This window comes from Sphingobium sp. PNB, from assembly GCF_019873065.1.
In the GTDB taxonomy this organism is placed as follows: domain Bacteria; phylum Pseudomonadota; class Alphaproteobacteria; order Sphingomonadales; family Sphingomonadaceae; genus Sphingobium; species Sphingobium fuliginis.
Window position 1 is genome coordinate 1 of record NZ_JAINEZ010000081.1, and the last position, 24,446, is coordinate 24,446.

The following is a 24,446-nucleotide window of genomic DNA, read 5'->3' on the forward strand; positions in this document are numbered from 1 at the left end:
CCCGCCCCGGCCGCCGCCGAACGGACCATCCCCGAAGCGACCGCCAAAGCCGCCGGGTTCGCGGCCGTCCGGTCCGAACATGCGGTCATGGCCAAAACCGTGGTGCCCGCGAGCGCGATGATGAAAATGCATGGATGATTCTCTCAACTGTTTCTTGATAGTTTGAGATATATCTTAAAAAGATCGAACGTCAAGAGTTGCGATATATCTTTATCGCGGATCAGGGCTATGGCGGGAACTCCCCCCAAAATCAGGGCCAGGCTTCCGCCCCACCAGTGCCTGAATCCGGCTCAAGCTTGACCCGGCCATCCCGGCGCGGTTCCGCCGGCGGACCGCGCGGGCCCGTGAACGAAAAAGGCCCGCCGGACGGTGGTCCAGCGAGCCCTTGCATGCTTCAGGTGCAACCGATCAGTCCGGTTTCTTCGCCACGCTGACCAGCGCCGGGCGCAGCAACCGGTCCTTGATCGTATAGCCTGCCTGCATCTCCACCAGCACCGTACCCGGCTCGGCATCGGCGGAGGGTACTTCCATCATCGCCTGATGCTTGTTGGGGTCCAGCGGCTGGCCGACCGACACCAGCTTCTCAATGCCGTTGCGGCCGAACACCGCCTCCAGTTCCCGCCCGGTGGCTTCAAGCCCGGCGACCAGGCCCTTGAACTTCTCATCCTCGCGCAGGTCGGCGGGGATCGCCTGAAGCGCGCGGCCCAGATTGTCCGCCACCGACAGCATGTCGCGGGCAAAGGCCGTCGCGGCATAGGCGCGTGCGTCGGCCAGTTCCTTTTCCAGCCGCCGCCGCACATTCTGCGCTTCCGCATGGGCGTAGAGCACCTCCTGCTTCGCGGTCGCCAGCTCGTTTTCAAGGCTCGCGATCCGTTCCGCCGCCGCGTCGCCGGCGGGCGACGCATCCTCGGGCAGTTCGTCCACGACTTCGGTATTTTCGATATTCTGCTTGTCTTCGCTCATCTCATCAATCTCGACAGCGTCTGTGCGGTGAAGTCCACCATGGGGATCACCCGCGCATAGTTCAAGCGCGTGGGGCCGATTACCCCGACCACGCCCACCACCCGGCCGTCACCGCTGCGGTAAGGCGCGGCTATGACCGAAGAACCCGACAGGGAAAAGAGCTTGTTTTCCGAACCGATGAAGATTTTGGTCGCGCTGCCCGCCAGCGCACTTTCCAGCAGCCGGGAAATCTCCTGCTTGCCTTCAAGCTGTTCCAGCAATTGCCTCACCCGCTCCAGATCGGCGGCTGTGCCGTCATCCAGCAGATGCGCCTGACCGCGCACGATCAGCACCGGGCGGTCGTCGGCATCCTGCGACCACAGGGCGATACCCCTCGCCACCAGTTCCCCCGCCGCGCCCTGAAGCGCGTTCCGGTCTCCCTCCACCTCGCGCCGGAGGGCCTCGCGCGCCTGCGCCAGCGTCATGCCGCCGAAGCGCGCCGACATGAAGTTGGCGGCCTCGTTCAGCATCATCGGCGTCACGCCCACCGGAAGGTCCACGACGCGATTCTCGATGGAACCGTCCTGCCCCACCAGCACAGCCAGCGCCTGCCGTTCATTCAGGGGCACGAAGCCGAACTGCCGCAGCACCGGCTCCCGCTTGGGCACCATCACGATGCCGGCGCAGGCCGAGAGGCCGGACAGCGCAGCGGTCGCGGCCGACAGCGCCTCCTCTATCGGGCCGCCTTCGCTGATCCCGGCCTCGATCGCGCGCCGTTCCTCGACCGAAGGCTCCGCGGCCTGCATCATGCCGTCGACGAACAGCCTGAGGCCGGTTTCCGTCGGCATCCGTCCGGCGGAGGTGTGCGGCGCGGCAAGCAGGCCCAGTTCCTCCAGATCCTGCATCACATTGCGGATGGAGGCGGGCGACAGGCTGAGCGACGCCATCTTGCTGATCGTGCGCGAGCCAACGGGCAGCCCGGTGCCGAGATAGCTCTCGACCACCAGACGGAAAACGTCACGCGCACGCTCGTTAAGTTCGGTGATCGGGGTGACCGCCATGGCCTTTATCTAGGCAAGCATCGGTCCCGGCTCAAGCCCGTCGTCACCGGCCCTTCGCCGTCGTCGGCTTCACCATGGCGGCGACGTCGAGCATGCTGGGGATCGACGCGATGGTGGCGCGCAGCTTGCCATAGCCCGCATCCATGCAGCCTGACTGGAACTCCAGCCGGGTGGGTGGCGCTTCGCCCCGGGTCCATTCTATCACATAGCCGGGCATGTCCGTGGCGAAGCGGACGCAATTTTCCCCCTGGCCGATTCGCCTGACCGTGCCCTGCGCGGGCCGAAACTGCGCCAGCGCGGCGCGGAAGCGGCGATATTGCGCCGGCGTCACCGTGAAACGGGTCGGGCCGGGAATGGCGGTGAAACGCTGCGGCTCGATCAGCCCGGACCCGTCCGGCGTCACGCGCAGGCTGTAGCTGGGGCAGGCGCCGAAACAGGGACCGGCGGAAAATCTGATGGTATCGCCGGCCAGGGTCGGCTTTTCCAGCTCCGCCTGTTCCATGGCACAGCCGCCCAGCAGGACAGTGGCCGCCAAAATCGATAGTGCTTTCGTCACCATAGGCCGCTCTCTAGCATCTTTCGGGTTCATCGCCACTGGCATGATGGGCCGCCCGACGCTAAGCCCGCTCGACACAACGCTTCGGAGTAGAATATTTATGCGTCCTTCCGGCCGTGCGCCCGACCAGATGCGCGACATCACCATGGAACCCGGCTTCACCATCCATGCCGAGGGGAGCTGCCTGGTCAGCTTCGGTGACACGCGGGTCCTCTGCACCGCCTCGATCGAGGAGAAGGTGCCCCCCTTCCTGCGCGGCAAGGGGTCGGGCTGGGTCACGGCGGAATATGGCATGCTGCCCCGCGCCACCCACACCCGCGGCAGCCGCGAGGCCGCCAAGGGCAAGCAGTCGGGCCGCACCCAGGAAATCCAGCGCCTCATCGGCCGGTCGCTGCGCGCCGTGGTCGACCTCCAGAAACTGGGCGAGCGGCAGATCGTCGTCGACTGCGACGTGATCCAGGCCGATGGCGGCACCCGCACCGCCGCCATTTCGGGAAGCTGGGTGGCGCTGCGCATCGCCATCGACAAGCTGCTGGCATCGGGCGCCCTCACCGAAGACCCCATCGTGCAGAAGGTCGCGGCGATAAGCTGCGGTATCTATAACGGCACCCCGGTGCTGGATCTGGACTATGCCGAGGACAGCAATGCGGAGGCGGACGCCAACCTGATCCTGACGGGCGACGGCAAGTTCGCGGAGGTGCAGGCGACCGCCGAGGGCGCGACCTATGACGAGGAGGAACTGCTGCGCCTGCTGCGCCTTGCCCGCATAGGCTGCGCGCGGATTTTCGCGGCACAGGACAAGGCGACCGGGAGATAATTCTTCCTTCCGTTCGTTTTCGGGGCGCGTGGGATATGGGATGACGGAATGAGCGATGAATTCGGGCAGGAACAGGCGATCCGCAAGCTGGGTCCGGGACGACTGGTGATCGCCAGCCATAATCCCGGCAAAGTGCGGGAAATCGGCGAATTGCTGGCGCCCTATGGCATAGAGACGGTGTCCGCAGCGGCGCTGGACCTGCCCGAGCCGGAGGAGACCGGCACGACCTTCATCGCCAATGCGGAACTGAAGGCGATGCAGGCGGCGGATCTTTCCGGCCTGCCCGCGCTGGCCGACGACAGCGGCCTGTGCGTGGAGGCGCTGAACGGCGATCCGGGCATCTTCTCCGCCCGCTGGGCCGGCCCGGCCAAGGATTTCGGCCTCGCCATGCAGCTCGTCTGGGACAATATCCAGGCGAAGGGGCCGGAAGCGGGTCATGACGCGCATTTCGTCTGCGCCCTGGCGCTGGCCTGGCCCGACGGCCATGTGGAGGCGTTCGAAGGCCGCGTCGACGGCACGATCACCTGGCCGCCCCGGGGCGACAGGGGCTTCGGCTATGATCCGATCTTCCAGCCGCATGGTCATGGCATCAGCTTCGGCGAGATGGACCCGGAGAAGAAGCATGGCATGAGCCACCGCGCCGATGCGTTCGCGCAATTGGTGGCGGCGGTTTTTTAAGGAGCGCCTTCCGCCCAATTCGGCTGCCATGCTGCCGCGAAGGCTGCTGGACGAGACGGGCGGCTCTTGGAAGCCCGGGGCTGGGCCCTGTGGATGATCTCATCGCCTTGACCGGCTCCCGCCATCGCAGGAGCAGGGCATGCATGAAGCCGGCGATCGGCCAGTAGCAGCCGATCCCGGCTTGTCCCTCATCCCGCATAGAGGTTCGTCGGCACCCCCCGGACGCCGGGGAAGACTTCGAAAAACGCACCGTCATAGTCGCTTTCCGGCAGGCCGGTCGCCGCGGAACTGACGAACATCCGGTCCAGCTTGTCCCCGGCGAAGCAGATGTTCGTCACCTGCCTGGCGGGCAGCGCGATCGAGCGGTCGAGCTTGCCCCCGGGCGTGAAGCGGCTGATCCGCCCGCCGCCCCAATGGGCTACCCACAGATGCCCGTCCGCATCGACGGTCATGCCGTCGGGATAGCCATCCTCCTCGGCAAGGCGGATGAAGGGCCGGCGATCCGCCAGGCCGCCTTCGGCCGTGCGGGCGAAGCGATATATCTGCCGCCTGGCCGTATCGCTGTGATAAAGCCAGTGCCCGCGGGCGGAAAAGGCCGGGCCGTTGGGCACGCGATAGCCCCCGTCCATCACCGCCCAGCGTCCATCGGGATCGAGCCGGTAGAGCGCGCCCACATCCTGCTCCTCCGCCATGTCCATCGTGCCGCACCAGATGGCGCCGCTCGCATCGGCCTTGCCATCGTTCATGCGGCTGCCGGGCAGATGCGGTTCGGGATCGCCTATCGGCTCGATGACCAGCGGATCGAGCGAGATCCGGGCGAAGCCGCTCTGGAAGCCGCCGATGAAGCCCCCGCCCGCCCGCTCGGCCACCCAGCCGATCGGTTCGGGCATGGCCCAGCGCTGGATGGCGCCGTCGTCCAGCGACAGGCGGTTGAGCGCGGGCGCGAGTATGTCGGTCCAATAGACCGCATTCTCACGGGCGGACCATAGCGTCCCCTCCCCCAGCGCATCGCTTATGTCGCGGTCGACCTTGCGCCATTCACCCATGCCGGATGTTCCTTCAGCGCTTGACGGACAGGCGGTAGATCATCTGGTGATGATAGGGCTTGCCGGGGTCCACCCGCGCCGACAGGAATTTCGGCTGGTTGGGCGAGTCGGGGAATTTCTGCGGCTCCAGCGCGATGCCGTCGCCCATGCGGTAGAGATGGCCCTGCTTGCCGATCAGCGTCCCGTCCAGGAAATTGCCGGTGTAGAATTGCACGCCGGGCTCCGTCGTCAGCACGTCGAGCACGCGGCCCGACGCCGGGTCTTCCAGGCGCGCGGCCAGTTCGGGGGCCCTGGTCGCACCCTTGTCCAGCGCGAAATTATGGTCGTAGCCGCGCCCGGCGACGATCTGCGCGTCGCGGCCGTCGCGAATGCCATCCGCCACGCGGCGCGGCATGCGGAAATCGAACACCGTGCCTTCCACCGGCTTGAGTTCGCCGGTCGGGATCAGATTGGCGTCCACGGGCGTGAAGGCCCTGGCCGGAATGGTCAGCAGATGCCCCAGTGCGCTGTCGGCCGCTCCCTCGCCCGCCAGGTTGAAGATCGCATGGTTGGTCATGTTGACGATGGTCGGCCTGCTGGTCTTCGCGTCGAAGGCAATGCCCAGATTGCCCGCCTCGTCCAGCGTATAGGTGACGGTGGTGTCGAGCTTGCCGGGATAACCGGCGTCGCCGTCCGGGCTGGTGAGGGACAGGACCAGCGTGGCGGTCGGCCCGCTCTTCAGCGAAACGACGTTCCACGCCTGCTTGTCGAAGCCCTTGCCCCCGCCATGCAGCGAATTGACCTTGTCATTGAGCGGCAATTGATAGCTCTTGCCGTCCAGCGTGAATTTGCCGCCCGCGATCCTGTTGGCGTAGCGGCCCACGGTCACGCCGAAATAATTGGGACGGTCGACATAGCCGGCAAGATCGTCATAGCCGAGCAGCACGTCCGCGATCTTGCCGTTGCGGTCCGGCCCCTCCAGCTTCTGCAAGGTCGCGCCATAGGTCAGGATGGTGGCCGACACGCCCCGTGCATTCTTCAGCGTGATCGCCTCGATCGCCGTGCCGTCGGCCAGCGTGCCGGCGGTGGCGCGACTGGCCTCCGCCGCCAGTGCCGCCGTGCTTGTCATCATCAGGACGGCACCGTATGACAACGTTGCCAAAACCGTTCTGTTCATAAAGGCCTTTCGCATGCAGTTCCTCCCGGACGCCATTGACGCGTCGTTGGAGGGGATATACTCCTACAAAATAATCGGGCGCAACCCTGTTCCGGCGGCGCTCCTTTTCGACTCTTCCGGAGAAGGATGAATGGCAGGACCCATTTCCTCAACCGCGGCGCCCGCCGCGGCCCATAATCCGGGCACGCGCTACGGCCCTGCCCTGACGTTGCTGGCCAGCCTCTTTTTCATGTGGGGCTTCATCACCGTCATCAACAATACGCTGCTGCCGCATCTGCGCAGCGTGTTCGAGCTGAGCTACACCCAGACGACGCTGATCGAATCGGTTTGGTTCATCGCCTATTTCGTCGCTTCCATTCCCTCGGCCAAGCTGATCGAACGCATCGGCTACCAGAAGTCGCTGGTGACGGGGCTGCTGATCATGGCGGCGGGCGCGCTGGGCATGATGCTGGCGGCGTCCATCCCCTCCTATGGCGTGACGCTGCTCATGCTGTTCGTGATCGCCAGCGGCATCACCCTGCTCCAGGTCGCGGCCAATCCCTATGTCGCGGTGGTCGGCAAGCCGGAAACCGCCTCCTCGCGCCTGAACCTGGTGCAGGCGATGAACTCGGCGGGCACGATGCTGGCGCCGATGTTCGGGGCCTATCTGATCCTCGGCCGGTCGAAGGGCGGCACCGCCCAGGGCGATGTCGTGCTGACGCAGGCGGAACGGCTGGCCGATGCCCAGTCGGTGATCCTGCCCTACGGCCTGGTGGCCGTGGTGCTGGTGGTGCTGGCCGTCGTGATCGCGCGCTTCCCGCTGCCCGCCATGGGCGCGTCGGCCACCCGCCTCGCCAAGGAGGAGCGGAAGAAGCATTCGCTGTGGGCACATCGCAACCTGGTGTTGGGCGTTCCGGCGATCTTCATCTACCTGATCGCGGAAATCGGCGTCGCCAACCTGTTCGTGAACTTCGTCAGCCAGCCCCACATCGCCAACCTCACCCATGAACAGGCGGGCCGTTACCTGACCTTCCTCTGGGGCGGCATGATGGTCGGCCGGTTCGCCGGCTCCGCGATCATGCAGCGGTTCGACGCGGGCAAGGTGCTGGCCGCCTTCTCCATCGGCGCCTTCATCGTGATGATGGTCACCGTCTTCGCCCATGGGGAGGTGGCGATGTGGTCGCTGATCCTGGTGGGCCTGTTCCACTCGATCATGTTCCCGACCATCTTCACCCTCGGCATCAAGGGGCTGGGGCCGCTGACCGAAGAAGGATCGGGCCTGCTGATCATGGCGATCGCGGGTGGCGCGCTGGTGGTGGTGCAGGGCTATCTGGCCGACCGTTTCGGTTTGCAGACCAGCTTCCTGCTGACCGCGGTCTGCGAACTTTACATCCTGTTCTATGCGCTATGGGGATCAAAGCCGACCCATGCGCTGCCCGATCAGCAGATCGGGTGACGGAGCCGAGGGTCGCAAGCCTCGAAACCGGAAAAGGCCGGAGCGGGACGTCCCGTTCCGGCCTTTTTTTCATCCTCGCCATCGGGATTGGAAGGAAAGCCGGCCAAAGGCTGGCGCAAGCGAAAATGGCACGACCTGCGCGTGCTTCCCGCCCACCGCGCTTCGCGCAGGTGAGGATGCGAATCACCGCGTCATCGCGCTCGCCGTATCCTCCAGCGCCAGATCGACCAGCACGCCCATCGCCTCCGCCGCCGCGGCCGCATCGCCTGCCGCAATGGCGTCGAACACCCGCACATGGTCCGGAATCGGGTTGCGCGGCAAGGCGCGCGCCCGCTGCTTGAACTGGGTGGTCCAGTTGACCGCCGCGCCGATGCTGGCAGACAGCGTCTGCAGCGCATCGTTGCGCGTTGAATTCAGGATCGCATTATGGAAATCGCGATCCGCCGCGCGCCCGGCCTCTGTCGCCAGCGTGTGGCGGCGCATCGCGGCCAGCGCGTCCTTCATCAGCTTGATGTCCTCCCTGGTCCGCCGCTGCGCCGCCAGCCGCGCCGCCGCGGGCTCGACGATGGCGCGCAGTTCGAACAGGTCGCGCACGAACTGAACGTCGGGTTCCCCGGCGAAGGCCCAGGCCAGCACCTCGGGATCGAGCAGGTTCCATCGGTTGCGCGGCAGCACGCGCGTCCCCGCCTTGGGCCGGCTTTCCACCAGCCCCTTGGCGGTCAGCACCTGTATCGCCTCGCGATAGGCGCTGCGCGACACTTCCAGTTCCTCGGCAAAGGCGACTTCGCCGGACAGGACGTCGCCCGGCGCATATTGGCCGGACAAGATCGCCGTTCCCAGCTTGTGCGCGATGGCGCCATGCAGACGCCTTCCGGGACCCCGCGCCTCTTTCGATGCGCCCCCTTCGCCCTCTTCAGCCCCCTTCAAGAGCCGCTTTTCTTCAGCCATTCATGCTCCTCCGGCTCCTTCCTTAGCAGTCCATCAGCCAAGGCGAAACACAATCATTGCCTTCTACGACTAGCTGTAATATGTCGGAGTAATAAGGAGATTCACATGGCGGATAAAGCCCCGACTTTCGAACTTCAGGGCAGCTAGGCCGCCACGCGCCAGTCTCGCGCCGATGAAATGACTGACAATTCGACCTTTAGATGACGTTTGCGAGCGCCGGGAAAGGCGCGCGGGAGGAGATCGTTCATGAATTTGCGCCTGTTGCAACACCGTTCGGGCAATGGGGGGCGTTCGGTTATCGCCGCGCAGGACAGCGAGGCGCATTTCCTCCTCGGGGTGGAAAGCATCCGCGCGCTGGCGCTGGACGCCATCGCCAAGGGTCTTTCGCTGGCGCAGATCGTCGCCGCGGCGCCGAAGGGCGATGCCGTCGACATCGCCGCCGAGTTCGAAGCCGGCCGCCTGATCGCGCCGATCGACCATGAGGACGCGGCCCATGTGCAACTGACCGGCACGGGCCTCACCCATCTCGGTTCCGCCGAAGGCCGCGACAAGATGCACCGCGAAGCCGCCGCCGCCGAAAAGCAGACGGACAGCATGCGCATGTTCCTGGAAGGGCTGGAAGGCGGGAAGCCCGCCCCCGGCGCGGTCGGGCAGCAGCCTGAATGGTTCTACAAGGGCGACGGGTCCCAACTGGTGGGGCCGACCGATCCGCTGACCATGCCCGCCTTCGCACGGGATGGCGGAGAGGAGCCGGAGATCGCCGGCATCTACATCATCGGCCCCGACGGCCGGCCCTATCGCCTCGGCCTCGCGCTCGCCAACGAGTTCAGCGACCATGTGACGGAGCGGCACAATTATCTCTGGCTCGCCCATAGCAAGCTGCGTCAGGCGTCGCTTGGCCCGGAACTGCTGGTCGGCCCCGCGCCGGAACATATCGAAGGCAGCAGCCGCATCCTGCGGAACGGCGAGGTGCTGTGGGAAAAGCCCTTCCTCTCGGGCGAAGGCAATATGTCGCACAGTCTGACCAATCTCGAACATCATCATTTCAAATATGACCTGTTTCGTCGCCCCGGCGACGTGCATGTCCACTTTTTCGGCACGGCCACGCTTTCCTTCGCCGACGGCGTGCAGACGCAGGAAGGCGACGTGTTCGAGATCATCGCCGCGCCCTTCACCCTGCCCGTGCGCAACCCGCTGAAGCGCGCGGCGCCGGTCGAGGTGACGGTGAAGGTCCTCTAGGCCCATGGACCCCATCCGCATCGCCATCGTCGGCATCGGCAAGATCGCGCGGGACCAGCATGTCCCCGCGATCCGGGGCAATGGCGCCTTCAGCCTGGCCGCGACGGTCAGCCCGCAGGATGCGGGACTTGAGGGCGTGCCGCATCATGCCAGCCTCGACACCCTGCTGGCGGAGGGGCCGGCGGTCGATGCGATCGCCCTCTGCACCCCGCCGCAGGTCCGCCATGCGCTGGCGTCGCAGGCGATCGGCAGGGGCATCCATCTGTTCCTTGAGAAGCCCCCCGGCGCGACATTGGCCGAAGTCGCCGCGCTCGAAGCGGAGGCGGACAAGGCCGGCGTCAGCCTGTTCGCGGCCTGGCATTCGCGCTTTGCCGCCGGGGTGGCTCCGGCCCGCGCTTGGCTGGCCGAGCGGCGGATCGACAAGGTGTCCATCGTCTGGCGCGAAGATGTGCGCGTCTGGCATCCGGGTCAGGCGTGGATCTGGGAACCGGGCGGGCTTGGCGTGTTCGATCCGGGGATCAACGCGCTCTCCATCGTCACCCATATCCTGCCGCGCCCCTTCTTCCTGAAGGACGCCACGCTGGTGCTGCCGGAAAACCGCGCCGCGCCGATTGCCGCCGACATCGCCTTTCGGGACACCGGCGGCGCGGCGATCCACATGGACCTCGACTGGCGCCAGACCGGCCCGCAAAGCTGGGACATCATGGTCGAAACCGACGCGGGCATGCTGAAGCTCAGCCAGGGCGGCGCCGTGCTGCACCTGCCCGGCGGTACGGAGCATGGCGAGGACATCGAATATGCGGGCCTCTACCGCCGCTTCGCCGCGCTGATCCGGGGCGGACGCAGCGATGTGGACACCGCGCCCTTGCGGCTGGTTGCCGACGCCTTCCTGCGCGGCAAGCGCCAGACCACCGCAGCATTTCACGACTGAACACATGCCTGGACATAGGGAGAGAGGAATGATCAAGGCCCTGCGCCGCACCACTGCCGCGCTTCTGCTCTGCGCCACAGCGCTCACCGGCGCGCATGCGCAGACCGGCGGCAGGCCGACCATGGCGACCATCCATGCCGACAAGCCCGGCGCGACCTATGACAAGGCGATCTTCACCCAGTTCGCGGAGCATCTGGGCAATGGCATCTATGGCGGCCTGTGGGTCGGCAACGACAGGTCCATCCCCAACACCAACGGCTTCCGCAACGATGTGGTGGCCGCGCTGCGTAACCTGTCGGTGCCGATCATTCGCTGGCCCGGCGGCTGCTTTGCGGACGAATATCATTGGCGGGAGGGGATCGGGCCGAAGAAGGACCGCCCGGTCAAGGTCAATACCCATTGGGGCGGCGTGACCGAGCCCAATTCGGTCGGCACGCATGAATTTTTCGAACTGCTGCGGCAGGTCGGCGCACAGGCCTATATCGCCGGCAATGTCGGCAATGGCAGCCCGCAGGAAATGGCCGAGTGGGTGGAATATATGACCGCACCCGCCGGCAGCCTGGCCGATCTGCGCGCGAAGAACGGGCATAAGGAGCCATGGTCGGTCCCCTATTTCGGCGTGGGCAACGAACTGTGGGGTTGCGGCGGCAATATGCGGCCGGAATTCGCGGCGGACGAGACGCGCCGCTACGCCACCTTCATCAAGGCGCCGGCGGGCACCCGGATCCTGAAGGTCGCGGCCGGGGCCAATGTCGACGATTACAACTGGACCGAGACGATGATGCGGGTGGCGGCCGATCGTCTGGACGGCCTTTCGCTGCATTATTATGTCCACCCCGCGGGCGGCTGGCCGCCCCGCGCTCCCGCCGTCGACTTCGACGAGACCGGCTGGGCCGACGCGCTGGCCGGCGCGATGCGCATGGACGAGCTGATCACGAAGCACAGCGCGATCATGGACAAATATGATCCGCAGAAGCGGATATTCCTGGCGGTAGACGAATGGGGCGCCTGGTACGCGCAGGACCCCGGCACGCATCCCGGTTTCCTGCGGCAACAGAATACGCTGCGCGATGCGCTGATCGCGTCGATCCATCTCGACATCTTCGCCAAACATGCCGACCGGGTGCGCATGAGCGCCATCGCGCAGATGGTGAATGTGTTGCAGGCGATGATCCTGACCGAAGGCAGGAAGATGGTGCTCACCCCCACCTATCATGTCTTCGAAATGTACAAGCCCTGGCAGGATGCGACGGTGCTGCCGATCGACATCGACACGCCCTGGTACAACAAGGACAGGTTCGTCATGCCGGCGGTCAGCGGATCGGCGGTGCGGGCCAGGGACGGCAAGGTCCATGTCGGCCTTTCCAACCTCGATCCCAGCCAGACCAATATGGTGACGGTGAAGCTGGACGGGCTGAACGCCGCCAATGTGTCGGGCCGCATCCTGACCGCCCCCGCGATCAATTCGCACAACAGCTTCGACGCGCCGGAGGTGGTGAAGCCCGCCGCCTTCACCGGCGCGCAGGTGAGCGGCGGCACGCTGACGGTGGCGCTGCCGCCCCGGTCCGTGGTCGTGCTCGACCTGCAATGAAGCCCTTGGAGCGGACGGAGGGTGGAATCGCCGTCCGCTCCATCCTTTTTAGCTGTGCCGTGTTCCTGCGCAGAAGCACGTTGCGCCCAGAACCATTATCGGAGACAGCCTATATGGCGCGGCAGATTATTATGAAACTCATGGGCCTCGCGCTGCTGGCGGCTGCTGGCCAGGCCTGGGCCCAGCAACCCGCCGCCACCCTCAACAGCCGCCTGACCGGCGACCTGACGCCGACCCACGATCCGGTCATCATCCGCGAAGGCGACAGCTATCATGTCTTCAGCACCGGCCACGGCCAGCGCCTGATCGAAACGCGCACATCGAAGGACCTGGTCCACTGGACCGCCGGCGATCCCGTCTTCACCGCCCTGCCCGGCTGGGCGACGAAGGCGATCCCCGGCAGCAACGGCATGTGGGCGCCCGACATCAGCTTCGTGAACGGCCGCTACCGGCTTTATTATTCCGTCTCCACCTTCGGCTCCAACCGCTCGGCCATCGGGCTGGCGACCAGCCCGACGCTCGATCCCAAGGCGAAGAATTACGGCTGGCGCGACGAAGGGCTGGTGGTGATGTCGACCAGCACGGACGACTTCAACGCCATCGATCCCAATTTCATCGTTGACCGGGAGGGTCGCCACTGGCTGGCGCTGGGCAGCTTCTGGACAGGCATCAAGCTGTTCGCGCTGGACCCGAAAACCGGCAAACCCAAAGACCCCAAGGCGAAACCCCATGCCATCGCCCGCCGCCCCGCGCCCACAGGCGGCCCGGCACCGGTGGAGGCGCCCTTCATCGTCGACCATGGCGGCTATTACTGGCTGATGGCGTCCTATGATTATTGCTGCAAGGGCGTGAACAGCACCTATTATACGGTGATCGGCCGGTCCAGGGCGATCACCGGCCCCTATCTGGGCAAGGACGGCAGTTCGATGATGCAGGGCGGCGGCACCATCTTCCTGCGCGCCGACCTTCAGGAGCAGCAACGCTGGCGCGGGCCGGGCCATGCGGGCTGGCTGCACGACCGGGACGGTACGGACTATGTCGTCTATCATGCCTATGACAAGCAGGCGAACGGCGCCCCCACCCTGCGGATCGCGCCGGTCCGCTGGGGCGCGGACGGCTGGCCGGTGGCTGAATATTGACCCCGTCGCCCTCCCCCCTTCCGGCGCTTCGCGTCTCCCTCCCTCTCCCGCCGGGAGAGAGGGGGTCCGCCCCCAAGGGCGGTGGGAAGGGCAAGGGCGACCCAAGAGGAGAGCTTTTCATGAATCCAATCGATCGCCGCCTGTTCCTTGCCGGGACAGCCGCACTGTCGGCAACGCCGCTGATCGCGCGCACCAAGGCCGAAGTCCCTGCCCCCGCCCCCCTCAACCCGTTGGTCAAGCAACGCGCGGACGCGCAGGTCTTCCGTCATGAGGACGGCCATTATTACCTCACCGGTTCCGTCCCCGAATATGACCGGCTGGTCCTGCGCCGGTCCAAGACGCTGGCGGGCCTCGCCACCGCGGAGGAAGCCGTCCTTTGGCGGCATGAGAAGACAGGCCCGCTGTCCGGCTTCATCTGGGCGCCCGAACTGCACCAGATCGACGGGCGCTGGACCATGTATTTCGCCGCAGGCCCCAGCGGCGGCGGCGAGGACGTGTTCCGCATCCGCACCTATGCCATCGTCTGCGACGGTCCCGATCCGATGACCGGCCGATGGAAGCTGCTCGGCCAGTTCCAGGCGCCGTGGGACAGCTTCAACCGCGATTCCACCAGCTTCGTGCACAAGGGCAGGCGCTACTTCGCCTGGGCCCAGCGCGAACCGGGGATCGAGACCAATTCCAACCTCTATATCGCCCCGCTGGCGTCGCCGCTGAAGCTGGCGGCCAGGGCGACGCGCCTCACGATCCCGACGCTCGACTGGGAAACAGGCGGCTACAAGGTGGCGGAGGCGCCCGCCGTCCTTCACCGCAACGGCCGGCTGTTCATGACCTATTCGGCCAGCGCCACCGACGCGCGCTATTGCCTGGGCCTGCTGACCGCGCCGGAGGATGCGGACATCATGGACCCCGATGCCTGGGTGAAATCGCAGCAGCCGGTCTTCACCAGCTGCCGGGAGACCAGCGTGTACGGGCCGGGCCACAACAGCTTCACCGTGGATGAGAAGGGCCGCGACATATTGGTCTATCATGGCCGCGACTATGAAGCGATCAAGGGCGACCCGCTGTTCAATCCGGACCGCCATACGCGCGTCCAGCGCCTCTATTACAAGGCGGACGGCACGCCCGACTTCGGCGTGCCCGTCGGCAACGGCCCGCTGCCCGAGCGTTTCGCCTCCGCCGTCGATCCCAGGGCGCTGCTGGCCCATGACGGCACCCGCCTGATCGCCGGCAATCCTTCGCTGCCCGCGACCCAGTTCCGCCAGACCGCCGGACGCGCCGGGCCGCAGAGCATCATGCTTTCCCCCATTCTGCTGCCAGACCATTATCTTTTGGCCGGCAAGGACGGCTCCGTCACCCTCGCCCGCGATGATCGCAGCGCCGATTTCGCCATGCGCAGCCAGTTCGTCCGATTCTCCGACGACAGGTCGAACACGGTCCGCTTCGTGTCCATCGCGGTCACGGGCAAGGCTCTTGCGGCGGTCGGGAAGGAAATCCGCCTCGCGGGCAGCCGCGACGCTACGGCACGGTGGATCGCGGACTGAAACCCAGCCTCCAAGTCCGACAAATAAAAGGATAAAAAGCCGCCTCCCCATTTCGGAGGCGGCTTTTTCTTTTCGCCGGAAACCGCAGAAAAGCGCCGGTTTTTCGAATGAGACATATTTGTCACTAGGGAAAATTTTTTCGCGAGCGGCGGTGCAAATTCCCTCTTGCCTTCTATTACTCCGAGAAATAATTAGTCCGAGTAATTCATGGCGCCCAAGGCGCTCGCATCTCCAAGGGGAGGATCAAACATGGCTTTGAAGCCGCTCGCTTTCACGTCTGCATCCCTGCTCGCGCTCATGTTGGCGGGCACGGCCCATGCCCAATCCGCAGCAGCGCCGCAGGATGAAGAGGCCAACGACATCATCGTCACGGGCGTCCGCGCCTCGATCGTGGGCGCGCTGAACGTCCGCAAGGAATCGACCCAGATCGTCGACTCGATCGTCGCGGAGGATGTCGGCAAGCTGCCGGACAACAACGTCGTCGAAGCGCTCCAGCGCGTCACCGGCATCCAGGTGACCAACCGCACCGGCGGCGAAGCGGCGGCGATCTCCATCCGCGGGCTGCCCGATGCGCTGACCACGCTCAACGGACGCAACATCTTCACCGCCGCCGGCCAGGCTTTCGCGTTGCAGGACGTGTCCGCCAACCTCGTAAAGCGCGTCGATGTGTTCAAGACCCGCTCCGCCGACCAGATCGAGACCGGCCTTGCCGGACAGGTCAATGTCGAAACCCGTCGTCCCTTCGATTTCGACGGCTTCGCCATTTCCGGCCTTGCCCGCGGCATCTACAATGAACAGGCCGACAGCTATAACCCGAACGTCGCGCTGCTGGTCAGCGACCGCTGGGAAACGGGCATCGGCGACATCGGCCTGCTGGTGAACGGCAGCTACAGCCGCACCAAATATCGCGACCAGACCGTGACGGCGGGCGCCTTCGTGCCGTTCGCGACGATGGACCCGGCGACGGGCACCGGCCTGACGCCGTTCCAGCGCATCTTCCCCGCCGGGCGCGACCCGATCACCGGCCAGTTCGTCGTCGCCCCCGCCCTCGGCGCGTGGGACCCCGGCCTGGACCGCGGCCTGCCCACGGCGAACGGCTCCACCATGCTCGTCAACGGCGTCGAAACCCCCTATTATCTGTCGCGCGACGCGGTGTTCAGCTCCGACCTTTACGGCAAGCGGGAACGTCCGTCCTTCAATGTCGCGCTGCAATGGGCGCCCAACAGCAGCTCGGTCTATACGGCCGAGGTCTTCTACGCCGGCTTCCGGGGCGAGACCTTCAACAGCCTGCAGTTCAGCTTCGTCGACTTCTGGGACAATCCGCAGGCGCCGACGCTCTATGACGGCACCAACATCGTCAAGTCGCGCGTCGCCAACAATGTCTACGGCTTCAACAGCGGCGACTTCACCAAGACCTCGACCGACAGCTTCGTCTATGCGCTGAACGGCAAGTGGGACCTGGGCGACCGCGGCAAGATCGTCGGCGACATCGCCTATCAGACCAGCAAGGTGAAGACCTCCTTCATCGCGATGCGCACGGACCGCGTCGCCAGCCAGATCACCACGGATTTCAACGCCGGGGGCGGCATACCGTCCTATCATTTCAGTGACGACAGCCTGCTGAACGACACCGGCATCTGGAACGTCGCACAGCTCTACGACAATGCGAACCGGGACAAGGGCAGCGCCATCACCGGCACGCTCGACGGCTATTACACCTGGGACGAAGGCTTCCTGCGCCAGATCAAGGCAGGCATCCGCATCGACCAGCGCAAGGCGTCGACCGCCGTGCGCACCCAGGACGCCGGCGCGCCGCTGGCCGCGACCACGCTGGCGGGGCTGGGCGAAGGCGCAGCCTTCACCAATTCGGACTTCTACCAGGGCCGCGCCGACGTGCCGACGAGCTGGACGCTCGCGAACGGCTACTGGCTTCACGACAATGCGGACACGGTGCGCGGCCTCTACGGCCTCAGGACATCCGACCAGCTCTCGCTCCAGAGGGTGTTCGACATCGATGAAAGCACCATCGCCGCCTATGTGCAGGCCGATGGCGAACTGTCGATCTTCGGCCGCCCGCTGAAGCTGCAGGCCGGTGTCCGCTACGTCACGGTCGACACCGACTATGATTTCTTCGACCGCTACAATAGCGGCGCGCAGACCCGCGTCTCTTCGGGTTCGGATCGCTTCCTGCCCAGCTTCACCGCGCGCTACGAGATTTTGGACAATCTGCGCCTGCGCTTCAACTATGGCGAAACGCTGCGACGCCCGAACTTCAGCGACATCAACCCCAATTATTCGCTGACCGGCGACCTCACCAATGTCGGCTATGGCAGCGGCACGGCGGGCACGGCGACGCTGAAGCCCACCCATTCGAAGAATTTCGACGCCGCGATCGAATGGTATTTCGAACGCAACAGCGCGATCACGCTGACGGGCTTCCGCCGCGAGATCAACGGGCTGGTGGTGCCGCTGACGGTGATGGAATTCATCCCCAACAACGGCATCGTCGCGGGCGCGACGAACAATTTCGCCATCACCCGGCCGGTCAACGCCTCCAACGGCGTGCTCAAGGGCCTGGAACTGGGGCTCACCTATTTCCCGAGCTATCTGCCGGGTCCGCTGGACGGGCTGGGCTTCGTGGGCAGCGTGACGGTGCTGGATTCCAAGCAGAACATTCCGCAGACGGATGCTGCGGGCAATGTCACCGGTCAGGCGACCTCGTCCTTCTTCGGCGTGTCGGACCTCAGCTACAACGCCACGCTCGCCTATGACAACGGCCCGATCGGCGCCCGCCTGTCCTATATCTGGCGCAAGGAGTTCCTGGCGAACAACGAAGCCCGCCTGTTCGCCAACCCGATCGGCGTTTGGCGCAACCCGGAAAAGAGCCTGGACTTCCAGCTCACCTGGAACGTCAACGACCGTCTGGGCGTGACTTTCGACGCGGTGAACCTCACCAAGTCCAAGCAGCAGACCTATTACAAGTTCGAGGATGTCGGCGGTCCCGAGCAATATAATCTTGGCACGACCCTGCTGGCGCGCACCTTCGCGCTCGGCGTCCGCTACACCTTCAAGTGAGTGCCCGATGGGATGCGGTGTCTCCTCACCGCATTCCATTCCCATGGCGGCCGGTCCGGGACCCCTCTCCATTCCCGGGCCGGCCGCCATATCCTTTGCGGTCATGGGAGGGTGAGAGATGCATGCTTCGATGAAGGTCCTGCTGGCGGGCGCGGCGCTGTTGGGGGCCGCCGCCGCTTCCCAGCCCCCGTCGCGGCCGGGGATGGACAGGCACCGCATCGCCGTACAGCGCTTCGGCAACGATGCCCCCTGGTACGAGCAGCGCATTCCCTTCTTCGAGTCCGCCGATCCCCGGATAGACGCCGTCTATCATTATCGCTGGTCCCTCTTCCGCGCGCATCAGCGTGACCTGGGGGAAGAAGGCTTCATCTCCACCGAATTCCTGGACGATGTCGACTGGCAGCGGCATCCCTATGCCAGCCTGAACGACGCCACCGGCTTTCATCTGGCGGAGGGGCGCTGGCTGAACGACCGGCGCTATGCCGACGATTATCTGAACTTCATGTATGCCAGCGGCGGCAATGACCGCCGCTTCACCGACTATATGGCCGACAGCGTCTGGGGCCGTTATCTAGGCTCAGGACCTATTACTGGCGGGGTCGAGGTTTGAGGCAAAATGGCTCTGGGCAAGAAGGCGAGGCGCAGGAATATGTCGATATTTCCAGCCTGCCGACGCAGCACTGGGCCATTTTGGTCAAATTCTCGCGGGACGCCGAAATGGCGCCTCGAAGTAATGGGTCCTGAGCCTAAAGGGGCTGCAGAGGCGCGACATGCAATGTTGCGGTCGCCCCTGCGAACCGGGCCCGCGCCATGGCGTTCAAGAGCGCTGGCCGCGTCCGGCACTGCCGCGCCTGCTCCACAAGGAAGCCGTTACACAAGCATGCGTCTTTCCATCGGCGGCCGATCGGCATAGTGCTTCAAGGCCGTTTCCTTCTTTCCGGCTTCCACAACCAGAATGTGCGCCATTCAGCCGGCCCCGGAAGCAGCACAAGTTGCACGATGACCCTATATTCCAGAAAGGAACGGCATAGTGACCGTCGATCGTCGTACATTCATGCAGACCGCCCTTATCGCCGGAGCCGTCGCCGCCTCCGCCAACGCATTCGCCCAGACCGTCGCAAAGACGAAGGCGCGCAACATCGTGCTGGTGCACGGCCTGTTCGCCGATGGCTCGTCCTGGTCGGAGGTGATCCCCCTGTTGCAGGCCCACGGGCTCAACGTCACCGCAGTCCAGAACCCGCTGACGACATTGCCCGATGCGGTGGCTGCGGCGCGGCGCGTGCTGGATCGTCAGGATGGGCCGACCGTCCTCGCCGGGCACAGCTTTTCCGGGATGATCGTCACCGAAGCGGGCATGCACCCCCATGTCTCCGCCCTCGTCTATGTCGCCGCCCGCGCGCCCGACGCGGGCGAGGATTATGGCGCGCTGGCGAAGACATTTCCGACGCCGCCGGCCAGCGCCGGCATCGTCTTCGACGGGGATGAGGGGCGATTGACCGAAGCGGCCTTCCTCCGCGATTTCGCGGGCGACCTTCCGGAGGCCAGGGCGCGGGCGCTCTTTGCCGTCCAGTGGCCGTTCCACAGGGAACTGCTCGCGGGCCGCACGACGAACGCGGCGTGGCGCAGCAAGCCCAGCTATTATGCGGTCTCGACGGAAGATCGCACGATCGACCCCAACCTCCAGCGCTTCATGGCGAAGCGCATGAACGCAAAGACGATCGAGCTGAAGTCGAGCCATGTGTCGCTGATCTCCCACCCCCGCGCCGTTGCGGATCTGATCCGCGAGGCGGCGGGGCCGGCCTGACCCGGGTGCCGGCGGGCATGGGAAAGCCTAAGGCTCAAGGCAATAGGCGCACAGCTTATTGCCATCGAGGTCGCGGCGGTAGGCGAAGTACCATCCCGGGCCGCGCACATCGGGCCCGCCCTCGGTTGCGCCACCCAATGCGAGGGCGCGCCGATGAAAAGCGTCCACCTCGTCGCGCCGATCAAAGCAGAAGGCGACCATCGATCCATTCCCCACCGTTGCTGGCTGCCCGTCATAGGGTCCAAGAACCGCGAAGCTGAAGGAACCATCTCGCCCATACACACGACCTCCAGATGGATGCTCGAACAAAGGCGCAAGCCCGACCACCGCAAGCAGCGCGTCATAGAAGGCCTTTGCACCGGCGAGATCGTTCGAACCAACTGTGCAATATGCTAAGACGCCCATGCCGAAGCCTCCCGTTCGCTGAACCTCCATCCATCCGTGGAAGAGCGATGATGCGCAACCGGTCTTTGGCGGGCCCCTGAATCCGGACGCACCGCTTCAGTCAAGCGCCCTCATATCGGTCATGATGCTCACCCTGTGGCGAACGTGAAGGCAGCGTCACGCCGCCGGCTGCACGCGAATGAGGGGATGACGCCACGACCCGCCGTCCGAAACGGATGAAAGTTCCAATATGAACATGGCAGTACCAGCAGGTCGAGCGTCTTGGGCGCCTGCCAGTTCGGTCATCGACCCCAGATCGGTCGTTTAGCGCCCCCGTCGGATCTTCATGATCGGATCTTCATGACCGGCATGTCTATGCCAAGGCGCCATGACTCGCGGCCACGAGATAGGCGTGGCAAGCTCGGGGCAATTCACAGCGCAGCCGGGCGAAATTCTCTTCGGATGGCTCAGCCTCCATGACGACCCGCACCGAGCCGCCCAGAAGGGCCGCGAGCATGAAGGCGGCAGAAGATCGGTCGGCGAACCGCGCATCCGGGGCATTGGCGAGCAGCGTATCGATCACCTGCGTCAGGCGTTGCGCCGCCCGGCTCATCATTTCCGACAGGTCGAACTCGGCGGCGATGCCATAGATGGCGCGGGAGGCGACCATGTCAGCCATCTTCGCGTCCAGCCATGCCGTGGCCACCCCGTGCGCGACCGTCCCAAGGTCCGATCCCGCCAGCCGCGCCGCCGCATCCCGCATCGCCGTATCGATCAGGTCGAACTGCCGCTGAACGAGGGCGAAGAGCAGCGCCTGCTTGTGCGGATAATATTGGTACATCGTCCCCACAGAGACGCCGGCGCGCGCCGCCACACGGGTGGTGGTGAGCCGCCCCACGCCGCCCGCGAGCAAAACCTGAATGGTCGCGACGTGAATCGCCTCGATAGTCACGGCGGAGCGCGCCTGTTGCGGCGCTTTGCGAGGTTTCAGCAAGGCTGGCGGCGGACGGTTCATATGCGAATACCGAAACTGAAGGATCATTCATATCTATAATGCTCCAACGATCGCCCGCAAGGAGCTTCACGATGAACACTGTCCTCATCACCGGCTGTTCGACCGGCTTCGGCCGTGACACCGCCCTCCATTTCCTGAACCAGGGCTGGAATGTCGTCGCCACTATGCGCGATCCCGCAGCCAGCACCCTGCCCGCCTCCGACCGGTTGCGCATATTGCCGCTCGACGTCACGGATATGGGCAGCATCGCCGCGGCGGTCGCGGAGGCGGGGCCGGTCGACGTGCTGGTGAACAATGCCGGGGTGGGCTGGCTCAATGCCGTAGAGGGCACCCCCCTGGAAACGGTGCGCGCCATCTTCGAGACCAACCTGTTCGGCGCGATCGCGATGATGCAGGCGGTGTTGCCGGGAATGCGGGCGCGGCGCACGGGCGTGATAGTGAACGTCAGCTCCAGTTCGCTCTACAAGCCTTTGCCGCTGCTCTCGGTCTATCGCGCCAGCAAGGCGGCCATGAATGCGCTCACCGAGTCCGCCGCGCACGAACTTGCGCCGTTCGGCATCAGGGTGCGGATCGTCATGCCCGGCATGGCGCCTTCGACCAGCTTTGGCGACACGGCGCGGGGCCAGGTGATGAAAGATGGCGGCTTCCCCGCGGCCTATGCCGATTATGCACAGCAGACGCTGGCCGCGCTCATGGAGGCCGCCAACGGTCCGGTCACGGTCGGACAGGATGTGGCGGACGCTGTCTATCGCGCGGCGACCGATCCGGAGTGCCCGGCAGTGCTTCCGGCCGGCGCCGACGCCGTCGCCTGGGCAAGAGACGCCTGATCTGTCTGGAACGATCCTCGATGCGATCCCGCAATCGCCATAATGCAGGGCCTGTCTCGTCCCGTGTCGACGGGGGTCGCTTCCTGAACCCGCCGGGGAGAGCATCGAGCAGAAAAGTGGGAACCGGTTTTCGGCTTAAAGCGATGCGACAACAGAAAGCTGGAGCGCGCGACCTGCGCCCAATTTAACGCAGCGTGTTCTGGAGACCTATGGGATTTGGGTTTCTTATTTTGCCGGAGAAGCGATTCATGCCTTGGATGGGACGTTTGTACTGACGGAGGCCCAATGAGCACGGATGCGATTGCCGATGTAAAACGCCACCTCCTGCAATTTGCAGAAAGTGGCGGTTTTCCTTGGTGCAGGACGCAGTCTCCGCCGGAGCGGTCTCGCTCGCCGATTCCCTATTCTAATGGGAAAATACAGGGAAAATCGTGAAACGGGCATATTCAGCGCCTCCACATCTGCAGCAATCGCCCGGATTTTCGGGTTCGGCGGCGACCAATTCCTTAAATTGTCCACAGGGAATTTTGTCACAGCTTACGGGGAATTCGTCTCCGCTGCCGCGTCCTGTTATATCTTAGGTCGAAAGGATCAAACTGGCCTGCAGCCGGTTTGGCGGACACCGAGATAGGCTCAATTAGGCTACACCAGCTTCCCGTTCGAAATCTATGGGACTGAGATAGCCAAGGGTCGAGTGCCGCCGGGTCGGGTTGTAGAAGCATTCGATATAATCGAACACGTCTGCCTTGGCCTGGGCTCTCGATCGGTAGACCTTCTTTCCGATCCGCTCGGTCTTGAGGGATGAGAAGAAGCTTTCCATGGCAGCATTGTCCCAGCAGTTGCCGGACCTGCTCATCGAACAGGTGACGCCATTGTCGGCCATGAGCCGCTGGAACTGCTCACTCGTATATTGGCTACCCTGATCCGAGTGATGCAGCAGGGCGTCGGGCTTGCCGCGCCGCCAGATCGCCATGATGAGGGCATCCGTGACAAGCTGCGCTGTCATGGTGGCGCTCATCGACCAGCCCACTACTCTGCGGGAGAACAGGTCGATGACGGCGGCCACGTAGAGCCATCCTTCTGCGGTCCAGATATAGGTGAAGTCCGCCACCCATTTCTGGTTGGGCCTGTCGGCCGTGAACTGGCGATCCAGCACATTGCCAGCAATGACGGATCGCTCGCCCTGATCTTTGGGAAGCCCGCGACGACGCGGACGCGCCCGAAGGCCCTGTTCGCGCATCAGCCTCTCGATCTTGTGCAGACCACATTGATAGCCTTCGGCGAGAAGGTCGTGCCAGACCCGACGCGCACCATAGGTGCGATAGCTGCCGATATGGCTGACCCTGATCCTAGAGCGTTTTCCAAGCAGATGGAATCATCTGCTGAATCGGAAAACGCGACAAAACAAAAACTTAGAGCAGTCGAGCCGATGCAATCGGATCGGAATCTGCTCTAGCACCGATCTCCTCATCATCGCGCGACCGCTGCGACGGCGCGCGCGTCAGCCAGGCATGAAAGCCGCTTCGCGAAACACCGAGCGCCTCGCATATCCATGCCACCGGCCAGATCCCTCGGTGCTTCGCGATAAAAGTGAACCTCATATCGAGTCCCTCGCGAAGTAGGCGGCGGCTTTTTTTAATATGTCTCTTTCCGCCTGCAGCTTGGCCACTTCGCGGCGCAGCCGCTCTATCTCCAACTGCTCCGGCTTCATCTGACCATTGCCGGGAAAGGCCTGAACCGGATCGGCAGATAACTCCCGAACCCATTTACGCAGCACATTCTCGTGCACATCCAGATCGCGGGCGGCCTGCGCAACAGCGACACCCCGCTCCCGAACCAATCTTACCGCCTCAAGCTTGAACTCGCGGCTGAACTTCCTTCTCTGCATTCCTGCTCTCCGATAGGTGAAAACACCTTATCTCGGTGTCCGCCAAACCGGCTGCAGGCCACTCATGTCCCGGCGACATACGAACGATCCTCTTGGGGTGAACGACTGTCCGAACATCACTACCGACCCTGAACGGGAGCGAATCCTCATCGCCGAGTTTCCCGGCGGCTGGATTACGCTCTCAAGAGCTACGTTATGTGGCGCAGAGCCTTTAGGCAGTAGTGACGATTTAATCATTTGAGCCAGAGCATGATGCTGGCGAGTTTGACGAAACCGAGGAAGTTTGCAGCGAGTTTGTCATAGCGTGTTGCGATGCGGCGCCACTGCTTGAGCTTGGCGAAGAAGCCCTCGATGCCCCAACGCTGTTTGTAGG

21 protein-coding genes and 1 pseudogene are annotated in these 24,446 nt (G+C 64.6%); 12 read left to right on the forward strand and 10 right to left on the reverse strand.

All coding sequences use genetic code 11. The features are described from left to right. Positions 1-408: 408 nt before the first annotated feature. From grpE to K7W03_RS21170, 3 genes are read right to left on the reverse strand one after another with little or no spacing between them, the layout of a single operon-like run. Entirely contained in the window at positions 409-963 is a 555-nt protein-coding gene (gene grpE / locus K7W03_RS21160) for a nucleotide exchange factor GrpE (RefSeq protein ID WP_025547639.1), read from the reverse strand. Further along, entirely contained in the window at positions 960-2,003 is a 1,044-nt protein-coding gene (hrcA, locus tag K7W03_RS21165; protein ID WP_044662731.1) for a heat-inducible transcriptional repressor HrcA, read from the reverse strand. Before hrcA ends, grpE begins: the two co-directional genes overlap by 4 nt. 43 nt (positions 2,004-2,046) lie before the next feature. Next, positions 2,047-2,562, reverse strand: a complete 516-nt coding sequence (locus tag K7W03_RS21170) for a DUF6438 domain-containing protein (RefSeq protein ID WP_044662732.1) — start codon at positions 2,560-2,562, stop codon at positions 2,047-2,049. Between the two features lie 97 nt (positions 2,563-2,659). Here K7W03_RS21170 and rph point away from each other — a divergent pair, with 97 nt between their 5' ends. Next, a complete protein-coding gene (gene rph / locus K7W03_RS21175) occupies positions 2,660-3,376 on the forward strand; it encodes a ribonuclease PH (protein ID WP_025550035.1) in 717 nt (238 codons plus the stop codon). 48 nt (positions 3,377-3,424) lie between these two features. Then, positions 3,425-4,054 carry an RdgB/HAM1 family non-canonical purine NTP pyrophosphatase gene (rdgB, locus tag K7W03_RS21180; protein WP_222887240.1) on the forward strand — a complete coding sequence of 210 codons (630 nt, stop codon included), beginning with the start codon at positions 3,425-3,427 and terminating at the stop codon, positions 4,052-4,054. A 188-nt stretch (positions 4,055-4,242) separates the two neighbouring features. Here rdgB and K7W03_RS21185 read toward each other — a convergent pair whose 3' ends face one another. Together K7W03_RS21185 and K7W03_RS21190 are read right to left on the reverse strand one after the other, a co-directional pair. Continuing rightward, positions 4,243-5,100: an SMP-30/gluconolactonase/LRE family protein gene (locus K7W03_RS21185; RefSeq protein ID WP_222887241.1), complete on the reverse strand. Its 858-nt coding sequence runs from the start codon at positions 5,098-5,100 to the stop codon at positions 4,243-4,245. A gap of 13 nt (positions 5,101-5,113) precedes the next feature. Beyond that, positions 5,114-6,211 carry an aldose epimerase family protein gene (locus K7W03_RS21190; protein WP_222887242.1) on the reverse strand — a complete coding sequence of 366 codons (1,098 nt, stop codon included), beginning with the start codon at positions 6,209-6,211 and terminating at the stop codon, positions 5,114-5,116. A 175-nt stretch (positions 6,212-6,386) separates the two neighbouring features. On the opposite strand from K7W03_RS21190, the gene K7W03_RS21195 reads away from it, so the two are divergent. Next, on the forward strand, positions 6,387-7,691 hold the full coding sequence (locus K7W03_RS21195) for a sugar MFS transporter (RefSeq protein WP_222887243.1): 1,305 nt from the start codon (positions 6,387-6,389) through the stop codon (positions 7,689-7,691). Between the two features lie 183 nt (positions 7,692-7,874). On the opposite strand, the gene K7W03_RS21200 is transcribed toward K7W03_RS21195, so the two are convergent. Continuing rightward, on the reverse strand, positions 7,875-8,639 hold the full coding sequence (locus K7W03_RS21200) for a FadR/GntR family transcriptional regulator (RefSeq protein WP_025550030.1): 765 nt from the start codon (positions 8,637-8,639) through the stop codon (positions 7,875-7,877). Between the two features lie 246 nt (positions 8,640-8,885). Here K7W03_RS21200 and araD1 point away from each other — a divergent pair, with 246 nt between their 5' ends. The 8 genes from araD1 to K7W03_RS21240 all read left to right on the forward strand — a co-directional run bounded on the left by araD1 (position 8,886) and on the right by K7W03_RS21240 (position 19,959). Continuing rightward, a complete protein-coding gene (araD1, locus tag K7W03_RS21205) occupies positions 8,886-9,878 on the forward strand; it encodes an AraD1 family protein (protein WP_222887244.1) in 993 nt (330 codons plus the stop codon). A 4-nt stretch (positions 9,879-9,882) separates the two neighbouring features. Then, positions 9,883-10,809 (forward strand): Gfo/Idh/MocA family protein, encoded by a 927-nt coding sequence (locus tag K7W03_RS21210; protein ID WP_222887245.1) that lies wholly within the window; start codon positions 9,883-9,885, stop codon positions 10,807-10,809. Between the two features lie 28 nt (positions 10,810-10,837). Next, complete coding sequence (locus tag K7W03_RS21215) at positions 10,838-12,400, forward strand: alpha-N-arabinofuranosidase (RefSeq protein ID WP_222887246.1); 1,563 nt, start codon at positions 10,838-10,840, stop codon at positions 12,398-12,400. Positions 12,401-12,531: 131 nt separating this feature from the next. Beyond that, entirely contained in the window at positions 12,532-13,539 is a 1,008-nt protein-coding gene (locus tag K7W03_RS21220; protein WP_222887247.1) for an arabinan endo-1,5-alpha-L-arabinosidase, read from the forward strand. Positions 13,540-13,658: 119 nt separating this feature from the next. Beyond that, the gene (locus K7W03_RS21225) at positions 13,659-15,080 is read left to right on the forward strand and encodes a family 43 glycosylhydrolase (RefSeq protein ID WP_222887248.1); all 1,422 of its coding nucleotides are present in this window, start codon (positions 13,659-13,661) and stop codon (positions 15,078-15,080) included. Between the two features lie 249 nt (positions 15,081-15,329). Next, positions 15,330-18,155, forward strand: a complete 2,826-nt coding sequence (locus K7W03_RS21230; RefSeq protein WP_222887249.1) for a TonB-dependent receptor — start codon at positions 15,330-15,332, stop codon at positions 18,153-18,155. 118 nt (positions 18,156-18,273) lie between these two features. Then, positions 18,274-18,765, forward strand: a complete 492-nt coding sequence (locus K7W03_RS21235; protein ID WP_226870367.1) for a hypothetical protein — start codon at positions 18,274-18,276, stop codon at positions 18,763-18,765. A 420-nt stretch (positions 18,766-19,185) separates the two neighbouring features. Continuing rightward, positions 19,186-19,959 (forward strand): alpha/beta fold hydrolase, encoded by a 774-nt coding sequence (locus tag K7W03_RS21240; protein WP_025550023.1) that lies wholly within the window; start codon positions 19,186-19,188, stop codon positions 19,957-19,959. Positions 19,960-19,986: 27 nt separating this feature from the next. On the opposite strand, the gene K7W03_RS21245 is transcribed toward K7W03_RS21240, so the two are convergent. Continuing rightward, positions 19,987-20,364 (reverse strand): VOC family protein, encoded by a 378-nt coding sequence (locus K7W03_RS21245; RefSeq protein ID WP_222887250.1) that lies wholly within the window; start codon positions 20,362-20,364, stop codon positions 19,987-19,989. A gap of 352 nt (positions 20,365-20,716) precedes the next feature. Continuing rightward, the gene (locus tag K7W03_RS21250; RefSeq protein WP_319024329.1) at positions 20,717-21,295 is read right to left on the reverse strand and encodes a TetR/AcrR family transcriptional regulator; all 579 of its coding nucleotides are present in this window, start codon (positions 21,293-21,295) and stop codon (positions 20,717-20,719) included. A 134-nt stretch (positions 21,296-21,429) separates the two neighbouring features. Between K7W03_RS21250 and K7W03_RS21255 the strand changes: the two genes are divergently transcribed. Then, positions 21,430-22,185 (forward strand): SDR family oxidoreductase, encoded by a 756-nt coding sequence (locus tag K7W03_RS21255; protein WP_222887252.1) that lies wholly within the window; start codon positions 21,430-21,432, stop codon positions 22,183-22,185. A 640-nt stretch (positions 22,186-22,825) separates the two neighbouring features. Here the strand turns inward: K7W03_RS21255 and K7W03_RS28370 are convergent. Then, positions 22,826-24,073, reverse strand: a pseudogene (locus K7W03_RS28370) (transposase); the annotation flags it as partial. A gap of 233 nt (positions 24,074-24,306) precedes the next feature. Further along, positions 24,307-24,446 (reverse strand): transposase (locus tag K7W03_RS21270; protein ID WP_222887253.1); only part of this gene is annotated, 140 nt, incomplete at its 5' end.

What these genes read in the sequence shown, in the direction of transcription:
- grpE (WP_025547639.1), bottom strand. Translation starts at nt 963, where the DNA reads ATGAGCGAAGACAAGCAGAATATCGAAAATACCGAAGTCGTGGACGAA.
- hrcA (WP_044662731.1), bottom strand. Translation starts at nt 2,003, where the DNA reads ATGGCGGTCACCCCGATCACCGAACTTAACGAGCGTGCGCGTGACGTT.
- K7W03_RS21170 (WP_044662732.1), bottom strand. Translation starts at nt 2,562, where the DNA reads ATGGTGACGAAAGCACTATCGATTTTGGCGGCCACTGTCCTGCTGGGC.
- rph (WP_025550035.1), top strand. Translation starts at nt 2,660, where the DNA reads ATGCGTCCTTCCGGCCGTGCGCCCGACCAGATGCGCGACATCACCATG.
- rdgB (WP_222887240.1), top strand. Translation starts at nt 3,425, where the DNA reads ATGAGCGATGAATTCGGGCAGGAACAGGCGATCCGCAAGCTGGGTCCG.
- K7W03_RS21185 (WP_222887241.1), bottom strand. Translation starts at nt 5,100, where the DNA reads ATGGGTGAATGGCGCAAGGTCGACCGCGACATAAGCGATGCGCTGGGG.
- K7W03_RS21190 (WP_222887242.1), bottom strand. Translation starts at nt 6,211, where the DNA reads ATGATGACAAGCACGGCGGCACTGGCGGCGGAGGCCAGTCGCGCCACC.
- K7W03_RS21195 (WP_222887243.1), top strand. Translation starts at nt 6,387, where the DNA reads ATGGCAGGACCCATTTCCTCAACCGCGGCGCCCGCCGCGGCCCATAAT.
- K7W03_RS21200 (WP_025550030.1), bottom strand. Translation starts at nt 8,639, where the DNA reads ATGGCTGAAGAAAAGCGGCTCTTGAAGGGGGCTGAAGAGGGCGAAGGG.
- araD1 (WP_222887244.1), top strand. Translation starts at nt 8,886, where the DNA reads ATGAATTTGCGCCTGTTGCAACACCGTTCGGGCAATGGGGGGCGTTCG.
- K7W03_RS21210 (WP_222887245.1), top strand. Translation starts at nt 9,883, where the DNA reads ATGGACCCCATCCGCATCGCCATCGTCGGCATCGGCAAGATCGCGCGG.
- K7W03_RS21215 (WP_222887246.1), top strand. Translation starts at nt 10,838, where the DNA reads ATGATCAAGGCCCTGCGCCGCACCACTGCCGCGCTTCTGCTCTGCGCC.
- K7W03_RS21220 (WP_222887247.1), top strand. Translation starts at nt 12,532, where the DNA reads ATGAAACTCATGGGCCTCGCGCTGCTGGCGGCTGCTGGCCAGGCCTGG.
- K7W03_RS21225 (WP_222887248.1), top strand. Translation starts at nt 13,659, where the DNA reads ATGAATCCAATCGATCGCCGCCTGTTCCTTGCCGGGACAGCCGCACTG.
- K7W03_RS21230 (WP_222887249.1), top strand. Translation starts at nt 15,330, where the DNA reads ATGGCTTTGAAGCCGCTCGCTTTCACGTCTGCATCCCTGCTCGCGCTC.
- K7W03_RS21235 (WP_226870367.1), top strand. Translation starts at nt 18,274, where the DNA reads ATGCATGCTTCGATGAAGGTCCTGCTGGCGGGCGCGGCGCTGTTGGGG.
- K7W03_RS21245 (WP_222887250.1), bottom strand. Translation starts at nt 20,364, where the DNA reads ATGGGCGTCTTAGCATATTGCACAGTTGGTTCGAACGATCTCGCCGGT.
- K7W03_RS21255 (WP_222887252.1), top strand. Translation starts at nt 21,430, where the DNA reads ATGAACACTGTCCTCATCACCGGCTGTTCGACCGGCTTCGGCCGTGAC.